This window comes from Bacteroides sp. MSK.20.82 (genome assembly GCF_019052485.1).
GTDB lineage: Bacteria > Bacteroidota > Bacteroidia > Bacteroidales > Bacteroidaceae > Bacteroides > Bacteroides thetaiotaomicron.
Genome location: NZ_JAHQUN010000007.1, coordinates 171,346 through 194,015 on the forward strand (window position 1 = coordinate 171,346; position 22,670 = coordinate 194,015).

Sequence of the window (22,670 nt, forward strand, 5' to 3'; positions counted from 1 at the left end):
ATTATGTCAGAACTTAAAATCACACAAGAAAAGGTAACAGCCGCTTTTAGTGAAGCAAACGACTGTCCTAAAGCAATTAGTATTCTAACAGCCCTATTCGGAAAGCAAAAGCCGGATTATACAGATTATCACAATATTAAAACCTACGAAGATGCTTGTGAAGCAATAGGTGTAAAACCTATTGTTCGCCTACTTGTTGAGGATGAAGACGGACACAAAGAAGAAGTGGCTGATATTGCACACCTCGCCTACATCAAACTATGCACAATTGCTCGTGCATTGAACAACGATCCTGATTTTCCACGATTTACTAAAGATGAATACCGTTATACGCCGTGGTTTTATCTTTATAATCAGAAAAAAATTGATGAAATGGACGAAGAGGATCGTAATCAGCTGGTTCTTTGGGGCGGTTATGCGGATAACGGTGCGTATTGCGGCCTCGCTTTTGCGTACTCGTATAACGATTGGTCGTACTCGAATGCGTATTTCGGCTCTCGCCTTGCTGTAAAATCAAGTGAAATCGCAATTTACTTTGGAGAACAATTCAAAGAATTGTGGAAAGACTTTCTGATTGGAAAAAAGTAATCACACTGGGGAGGCCGCATCAAAGCGGCCTTTTCCATACCTTTTAAATCTATGACTCCAAAAGAATTTTTCGACAAAGTGGTGGAAATGCGCCGTTGCCAAAAAGAATATTTAAAAAATAAGAGACAGATAGATTTACGAATAAGTAAACAAATTGAGCGTGAAGTAGATGAAGAAATTGAACGTGTTCAAAAAATCCTTCACGACAAACAGAATCCGCAACTCTTTTAGACTATGGTTAATATGAAAATCCTTGACCTGCCATTAAAAGCAAAATGGTATGAAATGATCGAATCCGGAAATAAGAAAGAAGAATACAGAGAGATCAAGAAATACTGGATCGGAAGATTAGCAAAATGTGGAGGTCGCAATTCCTATGAAAAGACAGGTTTCTATTGTAAGAAAGGTATTTGTTTTTCTTGTATTACACGTGGAAACGGCTTTCACCCCAAAGAATACACTCATGTTCGCTTCCGTTTTGGCTACACCAAACGGACAATGCTTTTTGAACTTGAATCTATAACCATCGGAGTTGGTAACACCAATTGGGGAGCACCGGATAACGAATGTGTATTTATACTTAAACTGGGAAAATGTATCAAAAAAAATGAAAGTAAGGACTCAACAGAATTTCAACCGAAAAACTCGTGAAACAGTATTCGGTATCAGCATCATGCCTGACGGTGGCAGAAGATATTGTAAATACCCAATAGGCCACCAAGAATACAAAGACTATACCCAAGCACACCAAGCTATGAAAGATGTACAAAAGATATTGGATAATGGAGGCCGATTAGTGTATTCTCCCAAAGGTAGTGCCGGGATTAATAAAAATGAATATGTAAAAATTGAAATGACATAAAAATGAAAATATTAGTAAGTTTTTCAGGTGGTAAGGATTCACAAGCATGTTTGATCCAAGCTTTCAAACAATATGGGGGGGGGAATTTAACCGCTGTGTTTTGTGACACCGGCTGGGAACACCCTGACACATATAAACATGTGAATGATGTTTGTCTGCAAATGGGAGTAAGACTTATAACTCTCAAATCAAAATACGATTTTGTGTCTTTGGCAGTTCACAAGAAAAGATTTCCTTCCACGAATGCACGGTTTTGTACCAGTGAACTAAAAATGAAGCCAATGATTGATTATGTACTTTCTTTGAAAGAAAGCTGCATTATTATACAAGGTATCAGAGCCGGAGAAAGTACAGCACGTGCGGCAATGGAAGAGGAATGTATGTACTTCAAATCGTATTTTCAACCTAATAAGAAAGGAAGAACTGAAAACTACCGAAGTAAGGATGTCAAAGAATGGTGTTCCCAATTTGACGCTTCTGTTCTAAGACCGATCTTCAAATGGAGTGCACAGCAAGTTATAGATTGCATACTGGATGCAGGGCAGAAACCGAATCCATTGTATTATCGTGGATTCTCACGTGTTGGATGTTTCCCGTGTATCATGTGTCGGCACAAAGAAATTGAACTTATAGCCAAAAACCGAACAGAAATGAAGAAGATACTAATAATCTGCGTACTTTTCGCTCTGATAGCGGGATGCGCATCACCAAGAAATTCAGTTGAGAATCATCCGGCAAAGAATTCACCTCAACCGGATGCACTGCCAGATAATAAAGAAAACCGCTTTACGAAACAGTTTCAAGAAGCGGATTCCATGTTTAATGAAAAATATAGATTAAATGAGTAAAAATAATATAGCTCAACAATACAATAGTATGGTTGCAAGTATTGAAGATGCTAAAATTTATGATGGCCGGGGAGAATATAACCTATATGAATGTAATAAATGCAATAATTATAAGGTAACTCTATACAAAGACAAAGGTGTAACTCCCTTCATCATGAGATGTAAATGCGGAGGGGATATGATGCATACGAAATCTTCAAAGCAGGCTCCACCGTCATACGTGAAAGTTTATAATTGGGTACGTCCCAATTTGGAGCAAACAATGTCATTGAGTGAAGGTATGCGTAATCATATTCTAAATGGAGGATTAATATTAGAAGATGAATTAAAGTGATCTGATAAAATGAAAGAAATAACTATTGGTGATAAACCTTTAATGTAAATGTTTTAAGCCTTGCTATCAATAAAGATAACAAGGCTTAAAAGAAAATGGCAGCGACCTACTCTCCCACAATTATGCAGTACCATCAGCGTGACAAGGCTTAACTTCTCTGTTCGGAATGGAAAGAGGTGGAACCCTTGTGCTATAACCACCTAAATTAAGGACTTAGCTGTACTAAATAATTTTTTCAATCAACCACTACAAAAGATCAACACAGTTTAGCACAAAGTCCCAACCTACCGTCTATTCAATTTTAAGCATTGCCATAGCCGTACGGTAGTAAAGCTATAGAATGCTTTTTCTAATTAAATTTTTCATAATTAAAAAAATTAATCATTTGCGACATTGCAAATGAGGTTCAAATATACGCATTAAAAATAAAATGGCAAAAAATCATGTAGCAAATAGTCGGGGAAATCCTTTTCAACAAGATGTCGTAGGCATTCTCCGTGCCTTAGGTCATGTGACCTATGATTTTAAATACCGTAAGTGTATGGAATAATTTTAAATTCTAAATTCATAGAATATGAAGCAGACATTAGAAGAAGCCGTAAATGAAATTGGAGGCGTACATCCTGACTGGGATAAAATAACTTGTTTTAGAATAGGATTTAAAGAAGGAGCCAGATGGCAGACAAAACAACTTCCGTGGGTATCAGTGAAAGAACGGTTGCCGGATGAAAATGAAGACATCATCATTCTATGTAAACATGGTGCGATTTTTAACGGTACATATAGCAACAATGTATGGTTTTGCATGGATGGTTATATCTATGATACGTACAAAGGTAACCCAATTTACTCTTCAATGAGTAGCATACCTCCGTCATGGGAACCGATAGCATGGATGCCAAAACCTAAATTTGAAGAATAATGAATATTGGAATTTTAGCCGTTGATAGCAATTTCCCCAATTTAGCACTTATGAAGATCAGTGCTTACCACAAAGCAAGAGGCGATCAAGTGGAATGGTATAATCCACTATGTAAATATGATAAAGTATATGCAGCTAAAGTTTTCACTTTCACACCCGACTATAACTATTATATCAATGCTAACCAAATAGAAAAAGGTGGTACTGGATATGATATTGAAAAAGTTCTTCCAATTGAGGTTGATCGTCTTCAACCTGATTACTCGATCTACAATATTGACTCCAATTTGTCCTATGGATTTCTGACACGTGGGTGTCCCAATCGGTGTAAATGGTGTGTTGTTCCTAAAAAAGAAGGAAAAATCTCACCTTATATGGATATTGAGGAAATAACAGCCGGACGGAAGAAAGCTATCCTTATGGATAATAATATACTGGCCTCAAACTATGGCTTGCAGCAAATAGAGAAAATCATCAAACTGGGTATCAAAGTGGATTTTAATCAAGGACTGGATGCTCGTTTAATCACGGATGAAATCGCTCGGCTACTTGCAAAAGTAAAATGGATTAAACGTATTCGCTTTGGATGCGATACACCGGGACAGATTGCAGAAGTTGAACGTGCTTCCGCTTTAATAGACAAGTATGGATATAAAGGGGAATATTTCTTGTATTGCATCCTTATGGACTTTGAAGAATCGTTTGCGCGCGTCAACTACTGGAAATCTAAAAGCCGCCGTTTTCTTCCACATTGTCAACCCTTTCGTGATCTGAACAATCCACACCAAATTATTCCACAGTGGCAGAAAGACATGGCACATTGGGCTGATAGGAAGGAAATATACATGAGTTGCGACTTCAAAGACTTTTCACCAAGAAAAGTTTTTTTATGTAAGGAATACTTTAAAATATTGTGAGATGAAATTAAACAAAAAGACAGAGCGACTTATTAAACGTAGAGCCGCTGAATTTAAAAAATTATATGAAACTCCTAATCCCGAAGTAGATAAAATTATTTCTGAATTGAGAGCAGAAGCAACGAAACGTCCACAGAACATGAGTAAGGAAGAAGAAATTGCTTATATTCTGAAAAAGGCTGATGAAAATTGCGATCATATAGAAATTCGTAAAATCCTAAATGTAAGTAATACATGAATACATCTTTTGAACGATCTGCAAACGCTTCCGATGAATGGTACACACCACGAGAAATCATTGAAGCATTAGGTGAATTTGACCTTGATCCATGTGCTCCCATGCACCCTCTTTGGCCTACCGCAAAAACCATGTACAACAAGCAGGACAATGGTCTTATACAAAATTGGGGGGGGGCGAATTTGGCTTAACCCTCCGTACTCCAAACCGCTTATATGGCAGTTTGTAGAGAAATTGGCAGAACACGGCAATGGTATAGCACTACTTTTTAACCGGTGTGACAGCAATAAGTTTCAAGACATCATCTTCACGAAAGCAACCGGTATGATGTTTTTGAGGAATCGAATAAAATTCTTCCGTCCCGATGGAACACGTGGGGACAGCCCCGGTTGCGGTAGTGTTCTTATTGCATTTGGCCGGGAAAATGCCGAAATTTTAAGGAACTGCTCTTTACAAGGCAAATATGTTGAACTTAACAATGATAAATGATGAAAGTCTTATATTTACTCATGCTCATTGCCGGTCTTCTGTGGATCGGTGATTTCTCTATCACCTTAAAACCCTTTTCTGTATCTTTACCATGCTGGTATAAATCCGTTGGCATACTTCTATTTTGGCTGTCAATGACTATATATGTTTTAGGTGAGCATACCAAAGGCTATAAAGAAGGATTTGATACTGGAATTAAACAGTGCATTAAGATACTTGATAGAAATTGCCACTCTAAAGAAATAAATAATGATGAAACAGTACAGAATCAATAAAACGACTACCTTCGTAGAAGATAATTGCAGCGGAAACAGAGAGAAATACCTCCTTCTTGATTACAAAGTACAAGTTAAATTTGCAGGGATTTGGATAACAGTCAAGTCCTTTCATGATGAAGATGAAGAATACGCAAAGAACTGTGCGAATGAACTTCTTGAAAAACTTAACGAAAAGATTTGATTATGATTGAATTACAAGGAAAATTCGGCAAAGATTGTAAAATATTTACAAATGCAATAGAAAATGAAGCTATTGGAACGATACAAAACATTTTGAACAATCCGGTTACGACTGGTGTTCCGGTTCGTATTATGCCTGATACCCATCAGGGAGTAGATATAGTGATTGGATTCACCATGCCAGTTACAGATCGTGTCAACCCCAATCATATCGGAGTGGATATTGGTTGTGGAATGTTGTGTGTAGAAATTGAAAATGCAATAACAGAAGAGTCTTTCCCGGACATTAATCATGCAATCCGTTCCATCATACCTATGGGATTTGAGATTAACCAACAACCCTTATCCAAACAAGAAAAGGAAGATTTGTTTACCTTCTTATCTATCAGAATGGATCAGTTCTGCTCTAAATACCAACTAACCAAACCAGTTATTAATGAAGAATATGTATCACAACTTTGTAAGAAGGTGGGGATAAATGAAGGCACATTCTACAACTCTTTAGGTACATTGGGAGGTGGAAACCACTTTATAGAACTGGGGCGTGCCGAGTCAACCAATAATATATTTCTTACAATACATACCGGATCGCGCAACTTTGGTGTGAAGGTCTGTAAATACCATGCAGAAATAGCAAAATTTGATAAAAAGGCTTTTTCTAATGAAATTCAACGCTTGAAGTCCACTGTTGAGCCACAATTCATGCAAACTGAAATACTACGTTTGAAGGAAAAATTTGCCGAATATTCCGGGTATCTCACAAATGAAGCAATGCTCCACTATTTATGTGACATGGTGATCGCACAAGGATATGCCGCATTCAACCGCAAGTTGATTATACAGCGTATAATCAGAACTTTGAGCTGGAACGCTACAATATCCGTTGAGACAGTCCATAACTATATCAGCTTTGATGATATGATAATCCGTAAAGGGGCTATTGCCGCATACGCCAATGATTACGTTGTGATTCCTATGAATATGGCAGACGGTATTCTTCTTTGTCGTGGTAAGGGAAACAAAGACTGGAACTATTCTGCACCACATGGTGCAGGACGCTTATACTCCCGTTCCGAAGCTAAAGAAAGATTATCAATGGACGCATTCAAAACCCAAATGAGCAAAGTGTATTCCACTTCCGTATGTGAAGGGACATTGGATGAAAGTCCTATGGCATACAAAAATGTTCAGGAAATAAAAGAGCTTATAGAACCTACGGTAGAAATTATTGATACAATTGTGCCACTAATCAATATCAAAGCTGTATGATAGAAAAGACAGACTTCCCATATACTCTTGGCGGCTATGTTGAACAGCAAAATTATAAAGGTTTCGACATAGCCGTTTCCATTCGTAGATACAAAGGAATATCAGCTTATGTCATTTCCTCGGAGAAAAGGCTGATCCGTGAAGAATCTGCCACCTTTGCCGACAAAGAAGACATGTTCCGTTGGGGACGAGAAGCGGTTGACCGATATTTGGAACAGCAAGAACGTAGAAAAGAAGAAAATACGATCAAACGGGCAGACTATTATAAGAAGAAAGCTCGTGTGGCAGCATTGAAAGCCTTTAATGCCGCTATGTATTTCTCTGATATAAAGGACGGACTTTATGATAAGGCAAAAGGATTTTTTGAGTATGAACTGGATAAGGAACATGGAAAGATCAAATGAAAACACTTGATATTATACAAGGCTTTTGCGATCATGTTTTTCGTGATAAAAAAGGAAACCGCATCTTTCCCAATATTTTTGTCGGGAAATGGGAAGCTGACTTATTGGAAGTTACCCGGTCACGCCTGACTTATGAATATGAAGTAAAAGTAAGCAGATGTGATTTCCATAAGGATAAAAAGAAAAGTGATAAATATGGCAAGAACAAGTTTGATGTTGTCACTTCCGGCCAACGTACCAATTATTTTTATTATATAGTACCAAAAAGTTTGATAAAGCCCGATGAAGTCCCTGATTTTGCCGGGCTTATTTATGCTTATGAAGGATCAGTGCAATGTTATTCTCTTGAAAAGGGAAGGTATGCGGTAAAGAGAATTTTCTTTGATGTAGTCAAGCCTGCCCAAAAAGTTTCTGACATGAAAGCGGATGATAATTTCATTCGTAAACTCGACTTATCCATGTACTATCGTTATCACCAAATGAGAAGAGATAATTACAAAAATAAGGAATAATATGGAATTAAGATTAGACCCTGAAATACCGGTCACACGGGTTGTCAACGGACATAATGTTTTCAATAAAGGCTATCACCACGGATTAAGAGGAAAAACCTATGAAGAATACTATGGCAAAGAGAGAGCTGTTGAAATAAGAAAAAGACACAGCGAGGCTTTGAAAGGACATAGATATTGGTCTAATGGAAACGCCCATGCCTTTGCGTGTATCGCAATCACTCCCGAAGGCAAATGGTATAGATTCGATTCAATAACCCAAGCCGCCCAAAAGCTAAATCTGAATTATGCCACAGTTCGCCGGTATATAAAACGAAAAATCAAGCCCCAAAATGGCTGGCAATGGTTTTTGGAGAAAGATAATAACTGGATAAAACATATTGATAATGGGAAAATTAAATGAGATCGCGCAGAAAGCTTATGAATGTGCCGTAAGACGTGGAAAGATTGATCCCGACAATGATAGCAACAACAATCTTCACCGCGATCTGCTTGAAGAAGTTGCCGAAGTCTTTGAGTGTACGGGTGAGAAATCTCCACATATTAAAGAGTATTTAGATGTAGAAGAAGAACTGGCAGATGTAATCATTGTTGCCCTAAGTACACTACATCATTTCAAATGTGACATTGATTCACTCATTGAAGCCAAAATGAATTATAATAAAAACAGAATGGATTGATATAGGAACCGGACAATTAATAAAGTTGATTGTTGAGACGTTTGTCCTTATCTTTGCACTACCATGTGTCTATAAAGATTTCATGAACTTATGGAAAGAAAAATAGGTGATATAAAAGACAAGAAGTTAAAAGCTGAAAATATCACACTGGCAGCAATATATAACATATTGTTCACCAATGACATAGTTTGTTCCTTAATTGTAGAAATGTTAAGTGAATTACGTAAATCAAGGCTTTGTCGTTTCCGCGTAAAGCAGCAAGGAAATAAACTGGAACAGTTGATGCTTCAATATGAAAAGAAAATCAATAAAATAGCTGGACACCGGGCTTTTTTCATGGCTGATGCTAACCAGTATATTGCAGATGAAGTACAACCTGATCTGCTTAAAATGGAATACTCCATTAAACTGGAATTTGACAAATGCCGGATTGAAAACAGTGCCTTACTTGCCAAAGTAGAACTTACAAGATGTATGGCAGAGCTTGCTTGTCTATCCCTTGACAAACGGATAGAAGAAGTCCGTCCATACAACAAAGAAGTAACCGGAATAACATATCTCCGGCTCACTGACACACTTAAAGTATTGGACGAACTTTCTGATATTTTATATAAGGGAGGGTATTGTGACCTCAATCAAAGTGATAATTGCAAAAGGGGGATGGCTATCATACAACGAAAACTTACTGATTGTGATATTATCAGCCGCGCAATCAATGAGTCAGACAAGTTAAATCCGGCTGGGGATGATGAATAAAAATGGCAAAATATCGTATAGGAATATCCGAGAATCTATTAGGAGACAAACGCTATCAGTGTCAGATTAAAAGATTTGGCATTTGGTGGAATGATGAAAGTTTCAGCACTAAAGAAAGAATGTTAGATTATGCCCGTAAACTTGAAAAGGCCGGGCATATAGTGTTTAACTATTTATAAGCGAACAATGAAATTAGAAGGAAAAATTATTGTGGCACAACCGATACAATCGGGTGTCTCAAAAAATGGTAACAACTGGCAAAGACAAGATTTCGTTTTGGAAATTCCCGGCCAATACCCTAAAAAAGTCGCTTTTTCAGTAATGAATAGCAATATTCAGAATTTTGGATTAGCAGTCGGGCAAGACGTTGATATTGAAATAGATATTAATGCGAATGAATGGCAAGGAAAATGGTTTAACTCCATTACTTGCTGGAAAGCAACACTCCGTAATCCAGGACAGCCTACCGCAGCGCAACAGCCCCAAACTTATTATCATGGGGCATCATCCACCGCGGCACCCGTACAAACTGCCATACCTCAACCGCCAGTGGATTTTGGGGAACAAAAAGACGATTTGCCTTTCTAAAGAAAAAGGAGAAGGGAGCATTTCGGCTCCCTTCTTATTAATTAATGTTCCACCTTTACAATTTCATTATAAACGATTTTGCTTCGTGGGTTATGATTGACTATCGTTTGTTTATACCCCTTTGTCCCCCATCTCCACCATAGGAACCTGTGTTTATATATCCGGCTTATCGCACTTGAAAGACTGTCTCTCACTTCATAAGTAAATGTGCTGTCAGGAATATTTGCATAAAAATCCACCCATTTATCTGAATAATTGAAACAGCTGTCTTTCAGAACAAATACAATACTGTCTTTAGTGACAACTTTTGTGGTTGTGATATATTCGACTTCTTTTGGACGCAGATTCAATTCTTTTATTAGTTTTGCATCCGCACTCCGCAGCTCTTTCAATTCTTCTATGTTAAGCCGTAAAACATGGTTTTCAACCACATTTAGACTATCCCTAATCTTATATTCTTCAAGCCCAGTACAGAGACTTTTCATATTATCTGAAAGTCGGGCACTTTCCTTCTTCTCTTCCTGCCACAACCGGTACATCAAAAAGGTTGCCGCAAGGAGTAACACAAAGATTACTCCTATACCTATCTTCAATCTCATAATCAATCTGTATATACATTTTTACCAACTTCCGCAATAACTACCCATGCACCATTACAGAAACCATATATCTTACCGTCATTCTCCGGCATTTCAGGTATTGTATTAAGTTTTGTTTCATTGGCAGTGGCTTTGCTAAGAGCTGTTTGAGCTGTACTTTTTGCAGCATCAGCCGTTGTTTGTGCGGTCACGGCCTTTCCATCAGTAACAGCCAACATTCCAGTCAGAGTTTTTTCATTGGTTACTCCTGCAAGGAAGGTTTCAATTTCATTGAAGGTGTCAATGGCCGTAGTCGCATCAACAGTACCAACCAATTCATCCAAAGCGGTCTTCACCGCATTTATGGACTGTTCCAGTTGGGACTCTGCCAGTTGAGCACGTCCGCTTTCTGCTAAAATATCCGATTTGCTCGCACTGCTGCTACCATCAGAACTTTCCAAAAATGAAGATGAAATAGGAAGTTCATTACATCCTACCATAACATATTGTCCGGCTATCAACCCGTCGACATTCATATCACAGAACTCTCCAACCCCAAGTGCTGTTTTGTAAGGTACATAATCCTTTCCATTAGAACTTTTGTACACAACAACTCTGTTGTTTGCTGCATCTCCAAAATTGATGCTAATAGCAAATTTCCCAGTAGATAACTGTATAGGTTGGCTTTCGTACCAATCCTCTTCTTTAAGAGTAAAATTCAAGTTTGCCATATCTTCTATGTGTTTATATGTTTGTTTCCTATATCAACTCCCAACCTTTCCTTACCTCATCCATGTTTGCAGGAACACCATTCTCAACATAACTCATTGCAGCCACCACCGCAATAAGTTGTTCCCGGTTGTTTCTGTTCAGAATTGTATGACGAGATATGCCTGAACGCTTTTCGACTGTGGCAATATACACTTCAGTATTGTTCTCACATGGCGGTGCCCATCGCATAATAACATCTTCAAGTTCATTGGCCGTGCCGTCTTTGTCAGTATCATACTTATTAAGAATATAAGTTTGAAGAGTTTTAAAAGCAGCACGATAACCGTATGCCATAGTTTTAAACTGAAAGAAACTTTTATCTGTCTGTGTTGCAGACAACCCCTGCCATTTCGTATTATTTCTCCGTATATTTAACGGATTATTATTCCGTAGTCCCCGTGTCATTTTTATCCTCCTTTTCTTTTTGTGTTTCAAACAATATTTGTGCGGCCAGTCGTGCTATATCGTCCTTATTCTCAATGATTATACTCATGGTCTTTTCCGCTTTCCGAAGCTCGGCCTTTTCCCATGATTTCTCACGTACCGATTTGAACTCACAGAAAACGCAATAAACCGCCCATAACATAGCGAATACTGGAAATGGAATGACGATGCAACATATAAGGTCAATCATAACCAGTGTCAGAAACGGATTAAAATATTTCTTCGCTTTTGTCGCTGTCATTTTGTACTTCTTCGAGGTACGAAGTTCCCCACGCTGTTTGGCCTTCTGAATCCCCGAAATAAAATCTATCCCCATTGCGATTATGATAGCTGTCATACTTACCGCTATCAAAACCAAATGTAAAAACAAATGGTCGTGAATGAATGTTTCAATAATGTCGTTCATATCCTTTTGTGTTTGCGTTTATTATTTTTATTCCAATAGTAATTTGTTGATAGCATCAATAAAGGCTGGGGAACATAAACTTGCGTATTCCTTAATCATATTACACTCTTCATCGTTATACTCAATTTCTCCATTGGAGTTGAATATTTTAAATGCGAGGGCATGAGCCTCTATTCCCCTGCCAAGTTGATAAATGATATTGGCAAAATCCTTCTTGTAGTTCTCAACGGAACATCTCGTCTTATCAATATCAACAAATATCTCAATTCTTTCAAAATTTATCCTTTTCATAATCACTTCCAATCATTATCATTTGAAGCACCGAACATCAGTCCTCTTCCCAACCAGTCAGAGTTCGGTGACGGATACATAAAATCCACCAACTGCATACAATGGTGCATGGAACCGCCATTCAATGTTTGCTTTGTTCCATTCGCATATATCTGAACATTATTATAATTGTCATTTGCATTAACCACGAATATCCTTTGGGTGACGGCAAGACTCAAAAGATAACGGTAGGTTACATTCGATGTTATTCTAAATATAACCGTATCAACTGGAAAACCCGAAGTTTCACCGTTATAATCGTATCTTGGCGAATAGCAAGGAACTGTATAATAAGTTTCGTTAGCAGAGGAAGTCCCGGAAGTCAAAGGTATATAAGTACCGGTTTTATCAGCACCTTTTGTGTACACATAGGCATAGGAGCCGTAAACTACCATAATGCTTCTTTCCCTTGCGCCAAACACGCCTCTACACCATAAGTCAGAAGTGTAGAAACGTAATGACCGGTTATCCTTAGTACCTTGATGATACATATCACCATCAAACCACATTCTTCCATCACTTCCAAAGCTGATTCCTCCAACCGCATCACCAGCAGCATTCACGCAATTCAACCTTGTAAAAGAGCCTGATACACCTTTCAATGTACCTTCAAAAGTGCTGTCACCTGAAATAACCGCACCAGCCGCATAGAGTTTCCCTGCTATACTCACCTTATATGGCGCATCAGTCGGTGTTGTAGCTCCAACCCATAACGGATAGTCACCACCAACAAGACCTGCTGCAACCGTTTTATTATCGCCCTTCATTATCAAAAGCTGATTACCCTGCATGAACCGTAGAATAGCATTTTGAGCCATGATAAGCGGAGTGTACACTGGCACCAAAGAATTAAACTTCTGCCAATAAGTTGTATTTGTCACCGGAATGGAATCACTGGACGTATGAGTTTTCAGACATTTATACGCATTAAACGTATTAGCACCGGTAGTCACAATTACAATATCCAAGTACCGGGTACCGGAAGTCAAAGCCTCGTCATTGCGATACTCTATGCCTTTAGCCCATTCGGATTGCCGGAGAATACAGCCTTGCAGCCCGTTTTTCCCCGGTTCCCCATTAGTACCGTCAATTCCATTTTTGGCCTTTCTTCGTATTAATATATGCCCTTGCGCCTCCATACCGGATTACTTCAATTTTGCTAATACTTCTTTTGCGATCTCCTTAGCCTTGATACGATAACTCTGATAATCAGTGTATTCTTTCAGATATTCGGCACGCTTACCTTCGTCAAGTTCCGAAGCCATATCACGTGCCATTTCCAAGTTGGCGAAAATGGCATCACGTTTATTCGCATCATAACGTTCCATGATAATGGCACTTACAATACTGTCATAATCATGTTCCCCTTCAACATCCACGTTTTCACAGACATACTGGTCTTCAACCACCACATCTTCCGAACCGGCCTTTTGAACAGCTTCTCTTCTCTCAAAGTCGAAGTAAATGCGTAGCAACGCACCTTCAACTACAAATTCAATACCAGTCGGCAGTTCTCCTACAAGAGTTCCATAACTTTTCATAAATTACCTCCATTTTTATAATTATTCTTCAAAATAATAAGCACTCTTCCCGTCACCTAACGAACGCCGCTTGACAATCACATTTTCCACTGGAAAAATCTTCTGACCGTTATTCTCCGCTTCGCGAGCCTGATCCAACACATCTTTCAGATTGTAACAGTTCGTTATGAATTTGCTACGTTGTCCGTTCTGTTCAAAAAGAACACAATATCTACCTTCACCTTGCTTTGTCTTCACATTCGTTTCAAAGTCCACCACTGTTATAGGGACATTGAGAATATCCATCAATCTTGTCTCTTTTACATCGAAGAACTTCTTTCCGTCCTTTGTTCTACCACTCTGTTTGATACCTTTATCTGCAAAACTCATATCATTATTTGTTATTGTTCTCCATAAATTCTTACAATCTCCCCACTTACACCAGCCCCAGTATGAAGCTCGTATCTCGCGGTTACGTTTCCGGCTTTTTATTCGTTTCACCTTTCGGGCAAAGTTCTTTTTCATATTTTTACGCATCCGAACATTATCTTTCGTGAAGCAATAGCCCAAAAAGTTAATCCTTCTTCCTCTTACTACGTTTTCGCTTTCTATGCTTTTTGTTCCCATTTTTTGTTTCTGTTCCTATCGGAGCAATACAACTGTTTGCTTTAACTACCAACCCAACTTTTGCACTTTCCCGTTCATACGCACGAATAAGAAACAACGCTTCGGCCTTAGAACGAGCCAGCATAACATTATCATCGCAATATCTATGCAGGCATTTGACACGATATTTCTCCTTCATTGTATGATCTATCCGGCTTGCCGCAAAATTCCCGATAGGTTGGCTTGTAAATGCTCCAATCGGAACACCTCTTCTTCCGTTCAACTTCATTCTCCAATACGTCAACTAACTCTGTTCCGCTGTCATACGATAAAACAGCTATCTCGATCAATTTAATAAATCGTTCATCTTTGAATTTCCTTCTCAATGCAGCAACAATAAGCTCATGAAGAATACTTTGATAGAACTTTTTGAAATCAGTCTTTACGAACCATTTGTATTCCGGGTACCGGTGAAGAAAACGTTTCATTCTCCTTACTCCAAAATGTAATCCCTTTCCCTTGATACACGCACTTGTATCATAAATCAAATTTCTATAAACATCTTCTTCAATCACCCTCATAATTGCATGGTGTAATATACGCCACGGGAAATATTTCTGTTTGACAATATCTCGAACCTTTCCTGCATCACTTTTTACTCTCATTACGCTATAATCCGGTGCCGGAAAATCCAATGTCAGGATCATCAACTGCAAAGCTCGGAGGTCTTCTTCCGGGTGTAGATTATGCCGCCTGATAAAGCGGTTTTTCTTAACCTTCCCATCTTGTGCTTCTTTGTCCGCTTCACGTAAATTATTTATCTCTGCTATACGTTCAAGAATATACCCGGCTCTTTTAGATTTCTTTCCACCGTTTGCTTCTATCCGTTTATTGTCAGCCTCTATCCTTTCCGCTATAATTCTATCAATTTCATTATGCGATAGACTCTTCCAATCAATATCACTTCTTCCAATATTCACTGCTGCTTTGTTTTAAAATTTACACCATACTTCCAATTTTGTCTTGTTCAGACTATTTTAATTATTCCGATAACTGCAAGCTGTTTTTACTTGCTTGAATAATTCGCCCGGAGCTTTCGAGAACCAACCTACTAACACCGCTTGTTGCCTTTCGCAAATTGGGCAACCTTTCCGCATTCTTGATTTTCTGACATCGTAACCAATTGATTACTACGTTGCAACGATATAAATCCTGCAAGGTCATGGCTCGGAGAACTCGCAGATTACTCTACGATAAATAAGTATGGCGAGAGCCGATATTCGCATTCGAGTTCGACCAATCGTTATTCGAGTTCGCATAAGCGAGGCCGCAATTCGCACCGTTATTCGCATTACCGCCCCAAAGAACCAGCTCTTGTTCCCCTCTGCCAACCGTCCACGCCTTTCGGCTTTCGTCCCGTTATCCTTTGCCGTAAAACGAGAAGGTGGACGGGTTTTAATTAATTGAAATTCAAAGAACTAATATTTCAAAATCTATTATGCAGCCATCAAAGATGCACCGCTAACAAATGTTAAATTCCCAAAATACGCAAGGCGAGAGCCGATATACGCAGACGAGTTCGACCAAGCGTTCCTCGAGTCCGCATAAGCGAGGCCGCAATACGCACCGTAAGACGCAAGCCCGCCCCAAAGAACCAGCTGCCCAGTAGTGTTTGCCCATGAATAATCAGCCCAATAAGAAGTGCTGTTTCCACCAATCTTTTTCGGGAAAATATCAAAATGCTCCCCAAGAATTATTTCCTGCACTTGACCGGAAGCTGTCTGACGGGTAGCTTGTCTGTATTCACCATTTGGATGCGCAGCTAATTCAGCAGTAGTCGGTAAACGGTTTCCTTTGTAAATGAAAATTTCCGTTCCACTTTGAGCACTATTGTTGAAACTACCGCAAAATACTCCTTGCAGAAATTCCCACTGCCACCCATAAGGATCTTCTATACCCATCATGTTCACCCGTGAACAATCCACTCCAGTATTACTTCCATTCACCACAGAAATAGCTATTTTGCCCCAATTGTCACCGAGACTCTTTGTTGCGCCAGTTTGCAATGCTGCCGCAGCAGCCCACAAGTCTTTACTGGAGCTACCACCCACACCATAACCAAGTTTGGCTTGAATATTGGTATCTCCGTACTGGGACAGCCCCAACATCATAATAAGCTTTCTCTGATCGTAATCGGTCAGTCCCCATTCCTTACCGTTCACTTGTGCAGCATTCCAAAATGCGTTGATTGTCTTGCTGCCTGCCGGTGCAACTCCTGAACGTGAAACAAGTGCGCTACCTGACATGGAGCCTTTGTATGCACCGATACAGTTATACATTCCACCATTTGCCCCACCAATAAACTCACCGCCAATAGGTAGCATCGAGAGCCATAAGACTGGTACACCACTTACACTGTCAGTCTGTACACGATAATACAAACGTGGCCCTATCCACATCACATGCCCTTTGGTTTCATCCACCGCAGTACCATCAGCAAACACCGCACTATTGGTAGGGGACATTTTAGCAGCCCTTCCATCATTCGTTACGAGATAACGGCCACAATACAACTTGTATTCTGTCCATGCGGCTGTATTACCTATCACACCATAGTTCGTGCTACTTTGGGTTGATTGTTTGATTGGAATCCCCCAAGCCACCTGCCTCAACATTTGTTCGTCACCATTATTAATAGCATTCATGAAGTTTTCCACGGTAATGCGTCTGACACTACCACCAACTTCCACCAATACTGTATTGGAACGCAGAATGGAGGTCACCAATGTTTCATTTCCTAATCCTTTAGTTGCCATAATATTATTTTGTTTTTATGTTAATTAAAATGACATTCTGCCAAAACATCAACATCATATTGAGTCCCGTTTCTGTCAGTTTCCGTTGTTGTTACAGATATAGAATTTGTTGTAGAATGTTTCAAACTCTTCCAGTTTTCCTTATCCATCACATCCATAGTCCACGATGCGGAAGTAGGAGTATAAGTTGACCCCGTAGTCATATTTACAATCTTGGCACTTACTGTAACGGGTTGTCCGGTATCAACCTCTTTGTTGGAAGAAGTTATATAACATACAATTTGAAATTCATCTGCCGTATCAATGATACGTACCCCGGCACGTGCTATCGGTTGTGAAGCACTTGAAGACTGATAAACTTCTGCTATGAATAACTGGGTACCGTCCACATCACCACGGGTAACAGTTACACTTTTCTGTCCGTTCTTATCAGTCCAAGCCGCCGTGTCCTTATACCATTTTATATAGTAATCGGTAATGGCATTGGCACCGGCATACAGCTTGGTAGTCAGAGTACAACTTGTTACTTTGCTTGTTAACTGTTCGGTACTTGCAAGAATAGCAAGATAGTAAGAGCTGGCTCCCATATTCTGAATGGCAATAGGCAGTTCCCCGGTCAAATTATACTCAACACCTGCCGTAGAAGCGACACATGAATAAGTCAATGTATCTCCTGCAATATTCGTTTTGCTTGCCAAGTTTCCGACAATTTTAATGGCACCGGTACTGGTATTCAAAGAGAATTTGCCCGTACTGTCTTTTTTCCAACCTCCACTTTCCGCACCGTTAAAATTTAAAGCCACTCCATTGTAAGCCCAACTATGACCAGACAAACTGACCGCCAACCCACGTGCCGAAGTTACTTTGGGTGTCCGTACCGGCTGATTCGCAGCTATACTCCAATCAGGAGAGACAGCCCCACTTTCTTCATCTACGGCCTGAAACAATGGAATGCCATTATTTTCAAAAGTCAGCATCAGGCTGTCATTGGAACGAAGACGTTTAATCGTGATGCTATTTTGGGCACTATAATTTTCTGCCATATTCCCAACCTCCTTCTGATATAATTTGATTCATGATTGTATTAGTATAAACGATACCGTCCAACAACAGTATTCTATCTTCCAGTTCTCCATCAAGAGAAGGCAGGCACATTACCTCCTTTTCATTCAAGATGATGGATTCTCCCTTTACCAAGTGCCCCAACAACAGAACCCCGGCATCCAAAGCCTTTTCCTTATTTGCTACAACATACCTCATATCAATTATTTATATATATGTTCCCGTTACTGTCCGTATATTCATTTGTCCCATCAGTCAATACAGAGAAAGCCTTTTTTTGCTCGGCCTTAATGTACACGTCCAACCAATCGTCAAGATAAGTTTCACCAATACCGGTTCCATCCAACATTATCACAGTTTTTTCCCCCTCCTGCCATTGTACCCCGGTCTTATTTGCACTGTCCGTAAACCATACCATGCGGATAATCGGTGCCGGTATCGGCACAATTTCTCCATTCCACTGTACCATAGCTATATTCCTATGCAGGATTTCATCAGGATTGATGGAAGCCTGACTTGCCGGTATGCACGTAAATTTTGGATAAACACGATTGACGGAGAATTGCTGTCTTGCAACCTCCTTTCCACCAACCTTCACCAACAGCAAGTAATCCCCCTTCTCGACCAAACGCAAGTCCATTATCAGGCTGGTTAAGGACAAAGCCACTATTTCATGGTTTGCGGTAGTCAGCATTGTTTGACTTGATATGCTGTTCACCTGATAAAGTTCAATTGTATATCCGGTAGTTATTTTATTCACTCCCTTTGTTACCATAAGTGGAATGGTGCGCTCGTATGAATTTTCATCCAAAGCTGCATTCCTATTGGCCGTAGATGCGGAAATCAAATTGTTGGCTACCTTGTAATCATACAACAAAAGCTTGTCAAGAAATGGATTGTACTGGATTATCTGACTATCCCCAATAGACAAACCGTAGGTATCTTCACTCTTATCTACCGTTGTCAACATGATAGAGTCAGTCTTAACGGGAATATTCACCCCAAGCCGGGTATCAGCTATCAGACCTTCAAAATACAACTCAAAACTTTCACCCGGAGCCACATTTCTGCTTATGGTAATGGCACCGCGTGTATCTCCAACCGTATCTATACTGTACTTCCCATTCCATGAACTGATTGCAGAAATATTCTCTCCATTAGCAAACCAGTTCATTTCTGCCAACAAAGAATTAACATAAGGCATATCCCAGCTACCGTCAGCGGCATTCGCTATGACTTCCGGTAAAATCACCAGTGGAGTAACCCCACGGTCAGGATCATATTCATTTGCCACCGGATTATAGACCTGATTGGCCGGACTGTTCGGTGTCATTATCTTCAAGCTTACTGCAATCGTAAGCGGTTGAAACTCTTTTCTGATTCTTTTCTTTTCACTCTCTATCATATCGTCACAATTGCTTCTACTGATGCAGTATCATTTGTTGCCGTTATGGTAAACAAGGTACTTACCACTGTTACTGAATTATTTCCTAAATCACTAATTTCCTTTGTGTTATGTATCGTTATTGAACCGTTGAAATCCTTATGCTTGATATTCCAAGCTTCATCATCGGCGGTATCTCCACTATCCCTTCGGATAGCCCATTGTCTAACTGTGTCTGTAATATCCTCCCAACCTTTAAAGACCTTGCAAGTAATTTCCATTGATTCACCATAAGCAAGAAAATTGTCACCTTGCGTATCAATCTCAATGCGTACCGGTGCATCTATCTGTAACTGTTCGATTGTGCCGGTCATATAAATGTTATTCAGATAAGCAGAATAACCGGTCATATCCAACCCGAAGATGTTGAGATTGCTCAAATCCCCATCCTGCATTGCAACCATACTCTTTGTAAACTCCCAGTCATTTACCCCTACCAAGAAACGGCGGTATGTCCTCGTCTCATAAGCGGAAGTCTGGCGTTCCTTGTTTGTAAAGTTGCCATAAGCGACAAAATGCAAAGCCTCACACGGATGGAAAGAATATTGCCAACGATCAGAAACACCACGAAGCACATAGCGAAACCTTTTGTTTGTTCCGGCATCCAATATTTCTGTAATACGAAAATAGATTGTACAGAAACCGGCAAACATACGGTTGCCACGGCTATCATCTATATCAGATACCGCATTATTCCCCGGCGTTTCATAGTCATGGAAATACCCCATGCAAATATCATCCACAGCCACAGCACCTATTTCACCGTCTTGTAATTTCAAACTTATTGTCCCGGAACGTAGCAAGTTACCATCAGCATCATAATCAGGCTCAACACTCTCTATAATTCCAGCACCGGGAGAACGCCATTTGTCACCAAGCACAATTTCAGCACGGTTAAAACGCAATTCCGGCACCTCTAAAAACCTGCGTAACGTGAGGCTTTCCATATACCCACGTCCCATGCTGTCTATTTTCGCCCCAAAGCCGGTCAAACCCTCTGCAAAACCGCTTGCACCAAAGATAGCACCGGCTAAGAAGCCGATAAGCCCAGCTGCCGTATCATTGTGGGTGCGCGAAAGAAAAAGCTGATTGCCCAGTGAACGGATGATAGACTGTATCTGTTGGGTATTCAAGCCGCCGGTTCCCTGCCCACCACCTGCAATAGAGTCTATCTGATTTTGGATTTTTTCAAGCGATCCAACAGCCTTTTCCTCCCGAAGTGTCATAGTGTACTTCGGTATCATATCTTCTCCCTCTTTGATAATAAGGGTATCAATAATGATGCTGCCTTCAATACCAAGATCGCTATCAGTGAATAGCATCAAGTCCCCTTCTTTCAAAGTATCATGTATGCTTGCTTCCCCCCTTGCAACAGCCTCATCATGTTGGCGTGCCATGAAAATATCATCCACCTTCGGTTCATACGAATAGCGCACATAGTCATTCTTTGCAAGATATTTTTTCGCGGTAGCAAGCAACCGTTGTGAAGCGGCCTGAATATAAACGTCCGGCATATCAATATAAAGCAGGACAAACTTGTCACCGGACTTTATATTGTAATCCTTGTATGGGAAATATAATTTCAGACTTTCATCATATACACGGTTACAAGTCAGCACATATTTATTGCCCTTCTTCTCACATTTGGTTATTTCAAAATCCCGGCCACCACACATGCCGTTTTTCATGCTAATGGTGGCTGTTTCAGAAGTCAGGTAATCGTTTATATTGAAACCAACATCTTTTAGCGTTATTGTAAAAGGTGGGACATCTTCACCTTCCTTCAGGCTATCCATTGTACCATCATCTGTCAGTTGTTCGGCATCAGCCACTTCGTCAAGATTGCCATTATCCCCGGCATCCAATGATACATAAATACCTGCATCTTTCAACTGTTCGGCGGTCATACCTTCCATTGAAGGACATATTTCTTCCAAATCACCGGTACCGTCAAAATAAACACTCCCTTCCCGAATGCCAAGCACAGCAATATTCTTGCTGTCAATATATGGATCAAGCGTTGTCTTAGGAAAATCAGGTAACATCAGATTTTCCACGGCCATGTTATTCGGCAAATAATTGGTAAGAGAACTGTTTGAGAGCTTATTATAATACCGGTTAGGCATATTTCTTGTACTACCGTATGCACGCAATCGCGTAATAATCTGTTGATCCGCATCGGCTGTACGTTGAATTTCGTACAAACCGTTTCCACGTCCATACTTGAAAATATTGCCCACAGCAATACCGGCAGTACCGATTGTTATTGTTCGGCCACGAATAACAAAGTTCGCACCAAATTTTGAATTGAACAACTCCAATGCACCCCATACCTTTATATTGTTCACATCAATGTTTACATTGGTAGTGCTCACATATTCAGGGTGTACGGCAACCGTCCATTTTTGTGCTCCAGTATATATACGGTCAAGATTTACTTGAACACGGTCTGCCAAATCTTGTATAGACGAAGCGAAGAAACTGAACTTAGGCAAAGAAGTGAAGTGTATCTGATTATCACTTTTCACATAATCAAGAAAATCACATCGCGTCAATTCATCTCCCGGCCAGTTGAACTTTACGTTATCATAGACAAACGCTTCTCCCGAAGTTTTTCTTGCCGCCTTTTTTAATGCCGTAGGATCATAGTTTATCTCAAACTTCTCACCACGGTACATAACATAGTCACCTATCTCAAAAAGAATGGGTACGGCACTTTTCAGAGTGCTTGTCACAAAACATGCACCCATCCATGTACCATTATACTCCAAACCTTTCAGTGTACAACGTACCGTATTGCCAGTTTTATCATAAACCTTCCATGCCAT

32 protein-coding genes, 1 rRNA gene and 1 pseudogene are annotated in these 22,670 nt (G+C 39.8%); 19 read left to right on the forward strand and 15 right to left on the reverse strand.

From position 1 onward, the window contains the following. Positions 1 to 3 precede the first annotated feature (3 nt). The 6 genes from KTR07_RS09435 to KTR07_RS09465 are packed head-to-tail and all read left to right on the forward strand — an operon-like array spanning position 4 to position 2,632. The gene (locus tag KTR07_RS09435) at positions 4 to 588 is read left to right on the forward strand and encodes a hypothetical protein (protein WP_217315357.1); all 585 of its coding nucleotides are present in this window, start codon (positions 4 to 6) and stop codon (positions 586 to 588) included. A 51-nt stretch (positions 589 to 639) separates the two neighbouring features. Continuing rightward, entirely contained in the window at positions 640 to 819 is a 180-nt protein-coding gene (locus tag KTR07_RS09440) for a hypothetical protein (RefSeq protein ID WP_007846636.1), read from the forward strand. Between the two features lie 54 nt (positions 820 to 873). Continuing rightward, the gene (locus KTR07_RS09445; protein ID WP_007846634.1) at positions 874 to 1,239 is read left to right on the forward strand and encodes a hypothetical protein; all 366 of its coding nucleotides are present in this window, start codon (positions 874 to 876) and stop codon (positions 1,237 to 1,239) included. Then, entirely contained in the window at positions 1,196 to 1,450 is a 255-nt protein-coding gene (locus KTR07_RS09450; RefSeq protein WP_007846633.1) for a hypothetical protein, read from the forward strand. The genes KTR07_RS09445 and KTR07_RS09450 overlap by 44 nt, the downstream gene beginning before the upstream one ends. 2 nt (positions 1,451 to 1,452) lie before the next feature. Next, positions 1,453 to 2,298: a phosphoadenosine phosphosulfate reductase family protein gene (locus tag KTR07_RS09455; RefSeq protein WP_254306548.1), complete on the forward strand. Its 846-nt coding sequence runs from the start codon at positions 1,453 to 1,455 to the stop codon at positions 2,296 to 2,298. Next, complete coding sequence (locus KTR07_RS09465; RefSeq protein ID WP_007846629.1) at positions 2,291 to 2,632, forward strand: hypothetical protein; 342 nt, start codon at positions 2,291 to 2,293, stop codon at positions 2,630 to 2,632. Before KTR07_RS09455 ends, KTR07_RS09465 begins: the two co-directional genes overlap by 8 nt. A gap of 93 nt (positions 2,633 to 2,725) precedes the next feature. On the opposite strand, the gene rrf is transcribed toward KTR07_RS09465, so the two are convergent. Then, a 5S ribosomal RNA gene (gene rrf, locus KTR07_RS09470) occupies positions 2,726 to 2,836 on the reverse strand. Between the two features lie 370 nt (positions 2,837 to 3,206). On the opposite strand from rrf, the gene KTR07_RS09475 reads away from it, so the two are divergent. The 13 genes and pseudogenes from KTR07_RS09475 (at position 3,207) to KTR07_RS09530 (ending at position 9,865) form a co-directional block, all read left to right on the forward strand. Continuing rightward, the gene (locus KTR07_RS09475; RefSeq protein ID WP_007846625.1) at positions 3,207 to 3,554 is read left to right on the forward strand and encodes a DUF551 domain-containing protein; all 348 of its coding nucleotides are present in this window, start codon (positions 3,207 to 3,209) and stop codon (positions 3,552 to 3,554) included. Next, the gene (locus tag KTR07_RS09480) at positions 3,554 to 4,471 is read left to right on the forward strand and encodes a radical SAM protein (protein ID WP_007846623.1); all 918 of its coding nucleotides are present in this window, start codon (positions 3,554 to 3,556) and stop codon (positions 4,469 to 4,471) included. Before KTR07_RS09475 ends, KTR07_RS09480 begins: the two co-directional genes overlap by 1 nt. 1 nt (position 4,472) lies before the next feature. Then, entirely contained in the window at positions 4,473 to 4,709 is a 237-nt protein-coding gene (locus tag KTR07_RS09485) for a hypothetical protein (protein ID WP_007846621.1), read from the forward strand. Continuing rightward, positions 4,706 to 5,198 (forward strand): annotated as a pseudogene (locus KTR07_RS09490) (DNA N-6-adenine-methyltransferase). The gene KTR07_RS09485 and the pseudogene KTR07_RS09490 overlap by 4 nt, the downstream one beginning before the upstream one ends. After that, positions 5,198 to 5,473 carry a hypothetical protein gene (locus tag KTR07_RS28730; RefSeq protein ID WP_007846615.1) on the forward strand — a complete coding sequence of 92 codons (276 nt, stop codon included), beginning with the start codon at positions 5,198 to 5,200 and terminating at the stop codon, positions 5,471 to 5,473. Before KTR07_RS09490 ends, KTR07_RS28730 begins: the two are co-directional and overlap by 1 nt. Beyond that, complete coding sequence (locus tag KTR07_RS09495) at positions 5,448 to 5,657, forward strand: hypothetical protein (RefSeq protein ID WP_007857030.1); 210 nt, start codon at positions 5,448 to 5,450, stop codon at positions 5,655 to 5,657. The genes KTR07_RS28730 and KTR07_RS09495 overlap by 26 nt, the downstream gene beginning before the upstream one ends. A 2-nt stretch (positions 5,658 to 5,659) precedes the next feature. Continuing rightward, a complete protein-coding gene (locus KTR07_RS09500; RefSeq protein WP_007846611.1) occupies positions 5,660 to 6,925 on the forward strand; it encodes an RNA-splicing ligase RtcB in 1,266 nt (421 codons plus the stop codon). Further along, positions 6,922 to 7,329, forward strand: a complete 408-nt coding sequence (locus KTR07_RS09505) for a hypothetical protein (RefSeq protein ID WP_005794352.1) — start codon at positions 6,922 to 6,924, stop codon at positions 7,327 to 7,329. The genes KTR07_RS09500 and KTR07_RS09505 overlap by 4 nt, the downstream gene beginning before the upstream one ends. Next, entirely contained in the window at positions 7,326 to 7,841 is a 516-nt protein-coding gene (locus KTR07_RS09510) for a hypothetical protein (RefSeq protein ID WP_007846609.1), read from the forward strand. The genes KTR07_RS09505 and KTR07_RS09510 overlap by 4 nt, the downstream gene beginning before the upstream one ends. A 1-nt stretch (position 7,842) precedes the next feature. Beyond that, on the forward strand, positions 7,843 to 8,244 hold the full coding sequence (locus KTR07_RS09515) for a hypothetical protein (RefSeq protein ID WP_005794355.1): 402 nt from the start codon (positions 7,843 to 7,845) through the stop codon (positions 8,242 to 8,244). Then, positions 8,228 to 8,521, forward strand: coding sequence for a MazG nucleotide pyrophosphohydrolase domain-containing protein (locus KTR07_RS09520; RefSeq protein ID WP_004326733.1), 294 nt, complete (start codon positions 8,228 to 8,230; stop codon positions 8,519 to 8,521). The genes KTR07_RS09515 and KTR07_RS09520 overlap by 17 nt, the downstream gene beginning before the upstream one ends. Before the next feature lie 90 nt (positions 8,522 to 8,611). Continuing rightward, positions 8,612 to 9,277, forward strand: coding sequence for a hypothetical protein (locus KTR07_RS09525; RefSeq protein ID WP_004326734.1), 666 nt, complete (start codon positions 8,612 to 8,614; stop codon positions 9,275 to 9,277). A 186-nt stretch (positions 9,278 to 9,463) separates the two neighbouring features. Continuing rightward, the gene (locus KTR07_RS09530; protein ID WP_007846608.1) at positions 9,464 to 9,865 is read left to right on the forward strand and encodes a DUF3127 domain-containing protein; all 402 of its coding nucleotides are present in this window, start codon (positions 9,464 to 9,466) and stop codon (positions 9,863 to 9,865) included. A 41-nt stretch (positions 9,866 to 9,906) separates the two neighbouring features. Here KTR07_RS09530 and KTR07_RS09535 read toward each other — a convergent pair whose 3' ends face one another. The 14 genes from KTR07_RS09535 to KTR07_RS09600 form a co-directional block, all read right to left on the reverse strand. Continuing rightward, positions 9,907 to 10,470, reverse strand: coding sequence for a DUF6549 family protein (locus tag KTR07_RS09535; RefSeq protein ID WP_005794364.1), 564 nt, complete (start codon positions 10,468 to 10,470; stop codon positions 9,907 to 9,909). Further along, entirely contained in the window at positions 10,467 to 11,174 is a 708-nt protein-coding gene (locus KTR07_RS09540) for a hypothetical protein (protein ID WP_005794365.1), read from the reverse strand. Before KTR07_RS09540 ends, KTR07_RS09535 begins: the two co-directional genes overlap by 4 nt. 28 nt (positions 11,175 to 11,202) lie before the next feature. After that, positions 11,203 to 11,619: a hypothetical protein gene (locus tag KTR07_RS09545; RefSeq protein WP_005794367.1), complete on the reverse strand. Its 417-nt coding sequence runs from the start codon at positions 11,617 to 11,619 to the stop codon at positions 11,203 to 11,205. Beyond that, the gene (locus KTR07_RS09550; RefSeq protein ID WP_005794369.1) at positions 11,597 to 12,064 is read right to left on the reverse strand and encodes a hypothetical protein; all 468 of its coding nucleotides are present in this window, start codon (positions 12,062 to 12,064) and stop codon (positions 11,597 to 11,599) included. The genes KTR07_RS09545 and KTR07_RS09550 overlap by 23 nt, the downstream gene beginning before the upstream one ends. A gap of 27 nt (positions 12,065 to 12,091) precedes the next feature. After that, a complete protein-coding gene (locus tag KTR07_RS09555) occupies positions 12,092 to 12,355 on the reverse strand; it encodes a hypothetical protein (protein ID WP_004326738.1) in 264 nt (87 codons plus the stop codon). A gap of 2 nt (positions 12,356 to 12,357) precedes the next feature. Next, a complete protein-coding gene (locus KTR07_RS09560) occupies positions 12,358 to 13,533 on the reverse strand; it encodes a hypothetical protein (RefSeq protein WP_007846606.1) in 1,176 nt (391 codons plus the stop codon). A 6-nt stretch (positions 13,534 to 13,539) separates the two neighbouring features. Continuing rightward, complete coding sequence (locus KTR07_RS09565) at positions 13,540 to 13,935, reverse strand: hypothetical protein (protein WP_005794372.1); 396 nt, start codon at positions 13,933 to 13,935, stop codon at positions 13,540 to 13,542. Positions 13,936 to 13,956: 21 nt separating this feature from the next. Further along, on the reverse strand, positions 13,957 to 14,439 hold the full coding sequence (locus KTR07_RS09570) for a hypothetical protein (RefSeq protein ID WP_224205385.1): 483 nt from the start codon (positions 14,437 to 14,439) through the stop codon (positions 13,957 to 13,959). A gap of 245 nt (positions 14,440 to 14,684) precedes the next feature. Next, positions 14,685 to 15,500 carry a hypothetical protein gene (locus tag KTR07_RS09575; RefSeq protein WP_005794376.1) on the reverse strand — a complete coding sequence of 272 codons (816 nt, stop codon included), beginning with the start codon at positions 15,498 to 15,500 and terminating at the stop codon, positions 14,685 to 14,687. 516 nt (positions 15,501 to 16,016) lie between these two features. Then, positions 16,017 to 17,336: a hypothetical protein gene (locus KTR07_RS09580; protein WP_217315360.1), complete on the reverse strand. Its 1,320-nt coding sequence runs from the start codon at positions 17,334 to 17,336 to the stop codon at positions 16,017 to 16,019. 20 nt (positions 17,337 to 17,356) lie between these two features. Beyond that, on the reverse strand, positions 17,357 to 18,379 hold the full coding sequence (locus tag KTR07_RS09585; RefSeq protein ID WP_005794381.1) for a hypothetical protein: 1,023 nt from the start codon (positions 18,377 to 18,379) through the stop codon (positions 17,357 to 17,359). Beyond that, positions 18,363 to 18,596 (reverse strand): hypothetical protein, encoded by a 234-nt coding sequence (locus tag KTR07_RS09590; protein ID WP_217291306.1) that lies wholly within the window; start codon positions 18,594 to 18,596, stop codon positions 18,363 to 18,365. The genes KTR07_RS09585 and KTR07_RS09590 overlap by 17 nt, the downstream gene beginning before the upstream one ends. A gap of 1 nt (position 18,597) precedes the next feature. Continuing rightward, on the reverse strand, positions 18,598 to 19,803 hold the full coding sequence (locus KTR07_RS09595; RefSeq protein WP_005794386.1) for a hypothetical protein: 1,206 nt from the start codon (positions 19,801 to 19,803) through the stop codon (positions 18,598 to 18,600). Next, positions 19,800 to 22,670 (reverse strand): hypothetical protein, encoded by a 2,871-nt coding sequence (locus KTR07_RS09600; RefSeq protein ID WP_007846600.1) that lies wholly within the window; start codon positions 22,668 to 22,670, stop codon positions 19,800 to 19,802. The genes KTR07_RS09595 and KTR07_RS09600 overlap by 4 nt, the downstream gene beginning before the upstream one ends.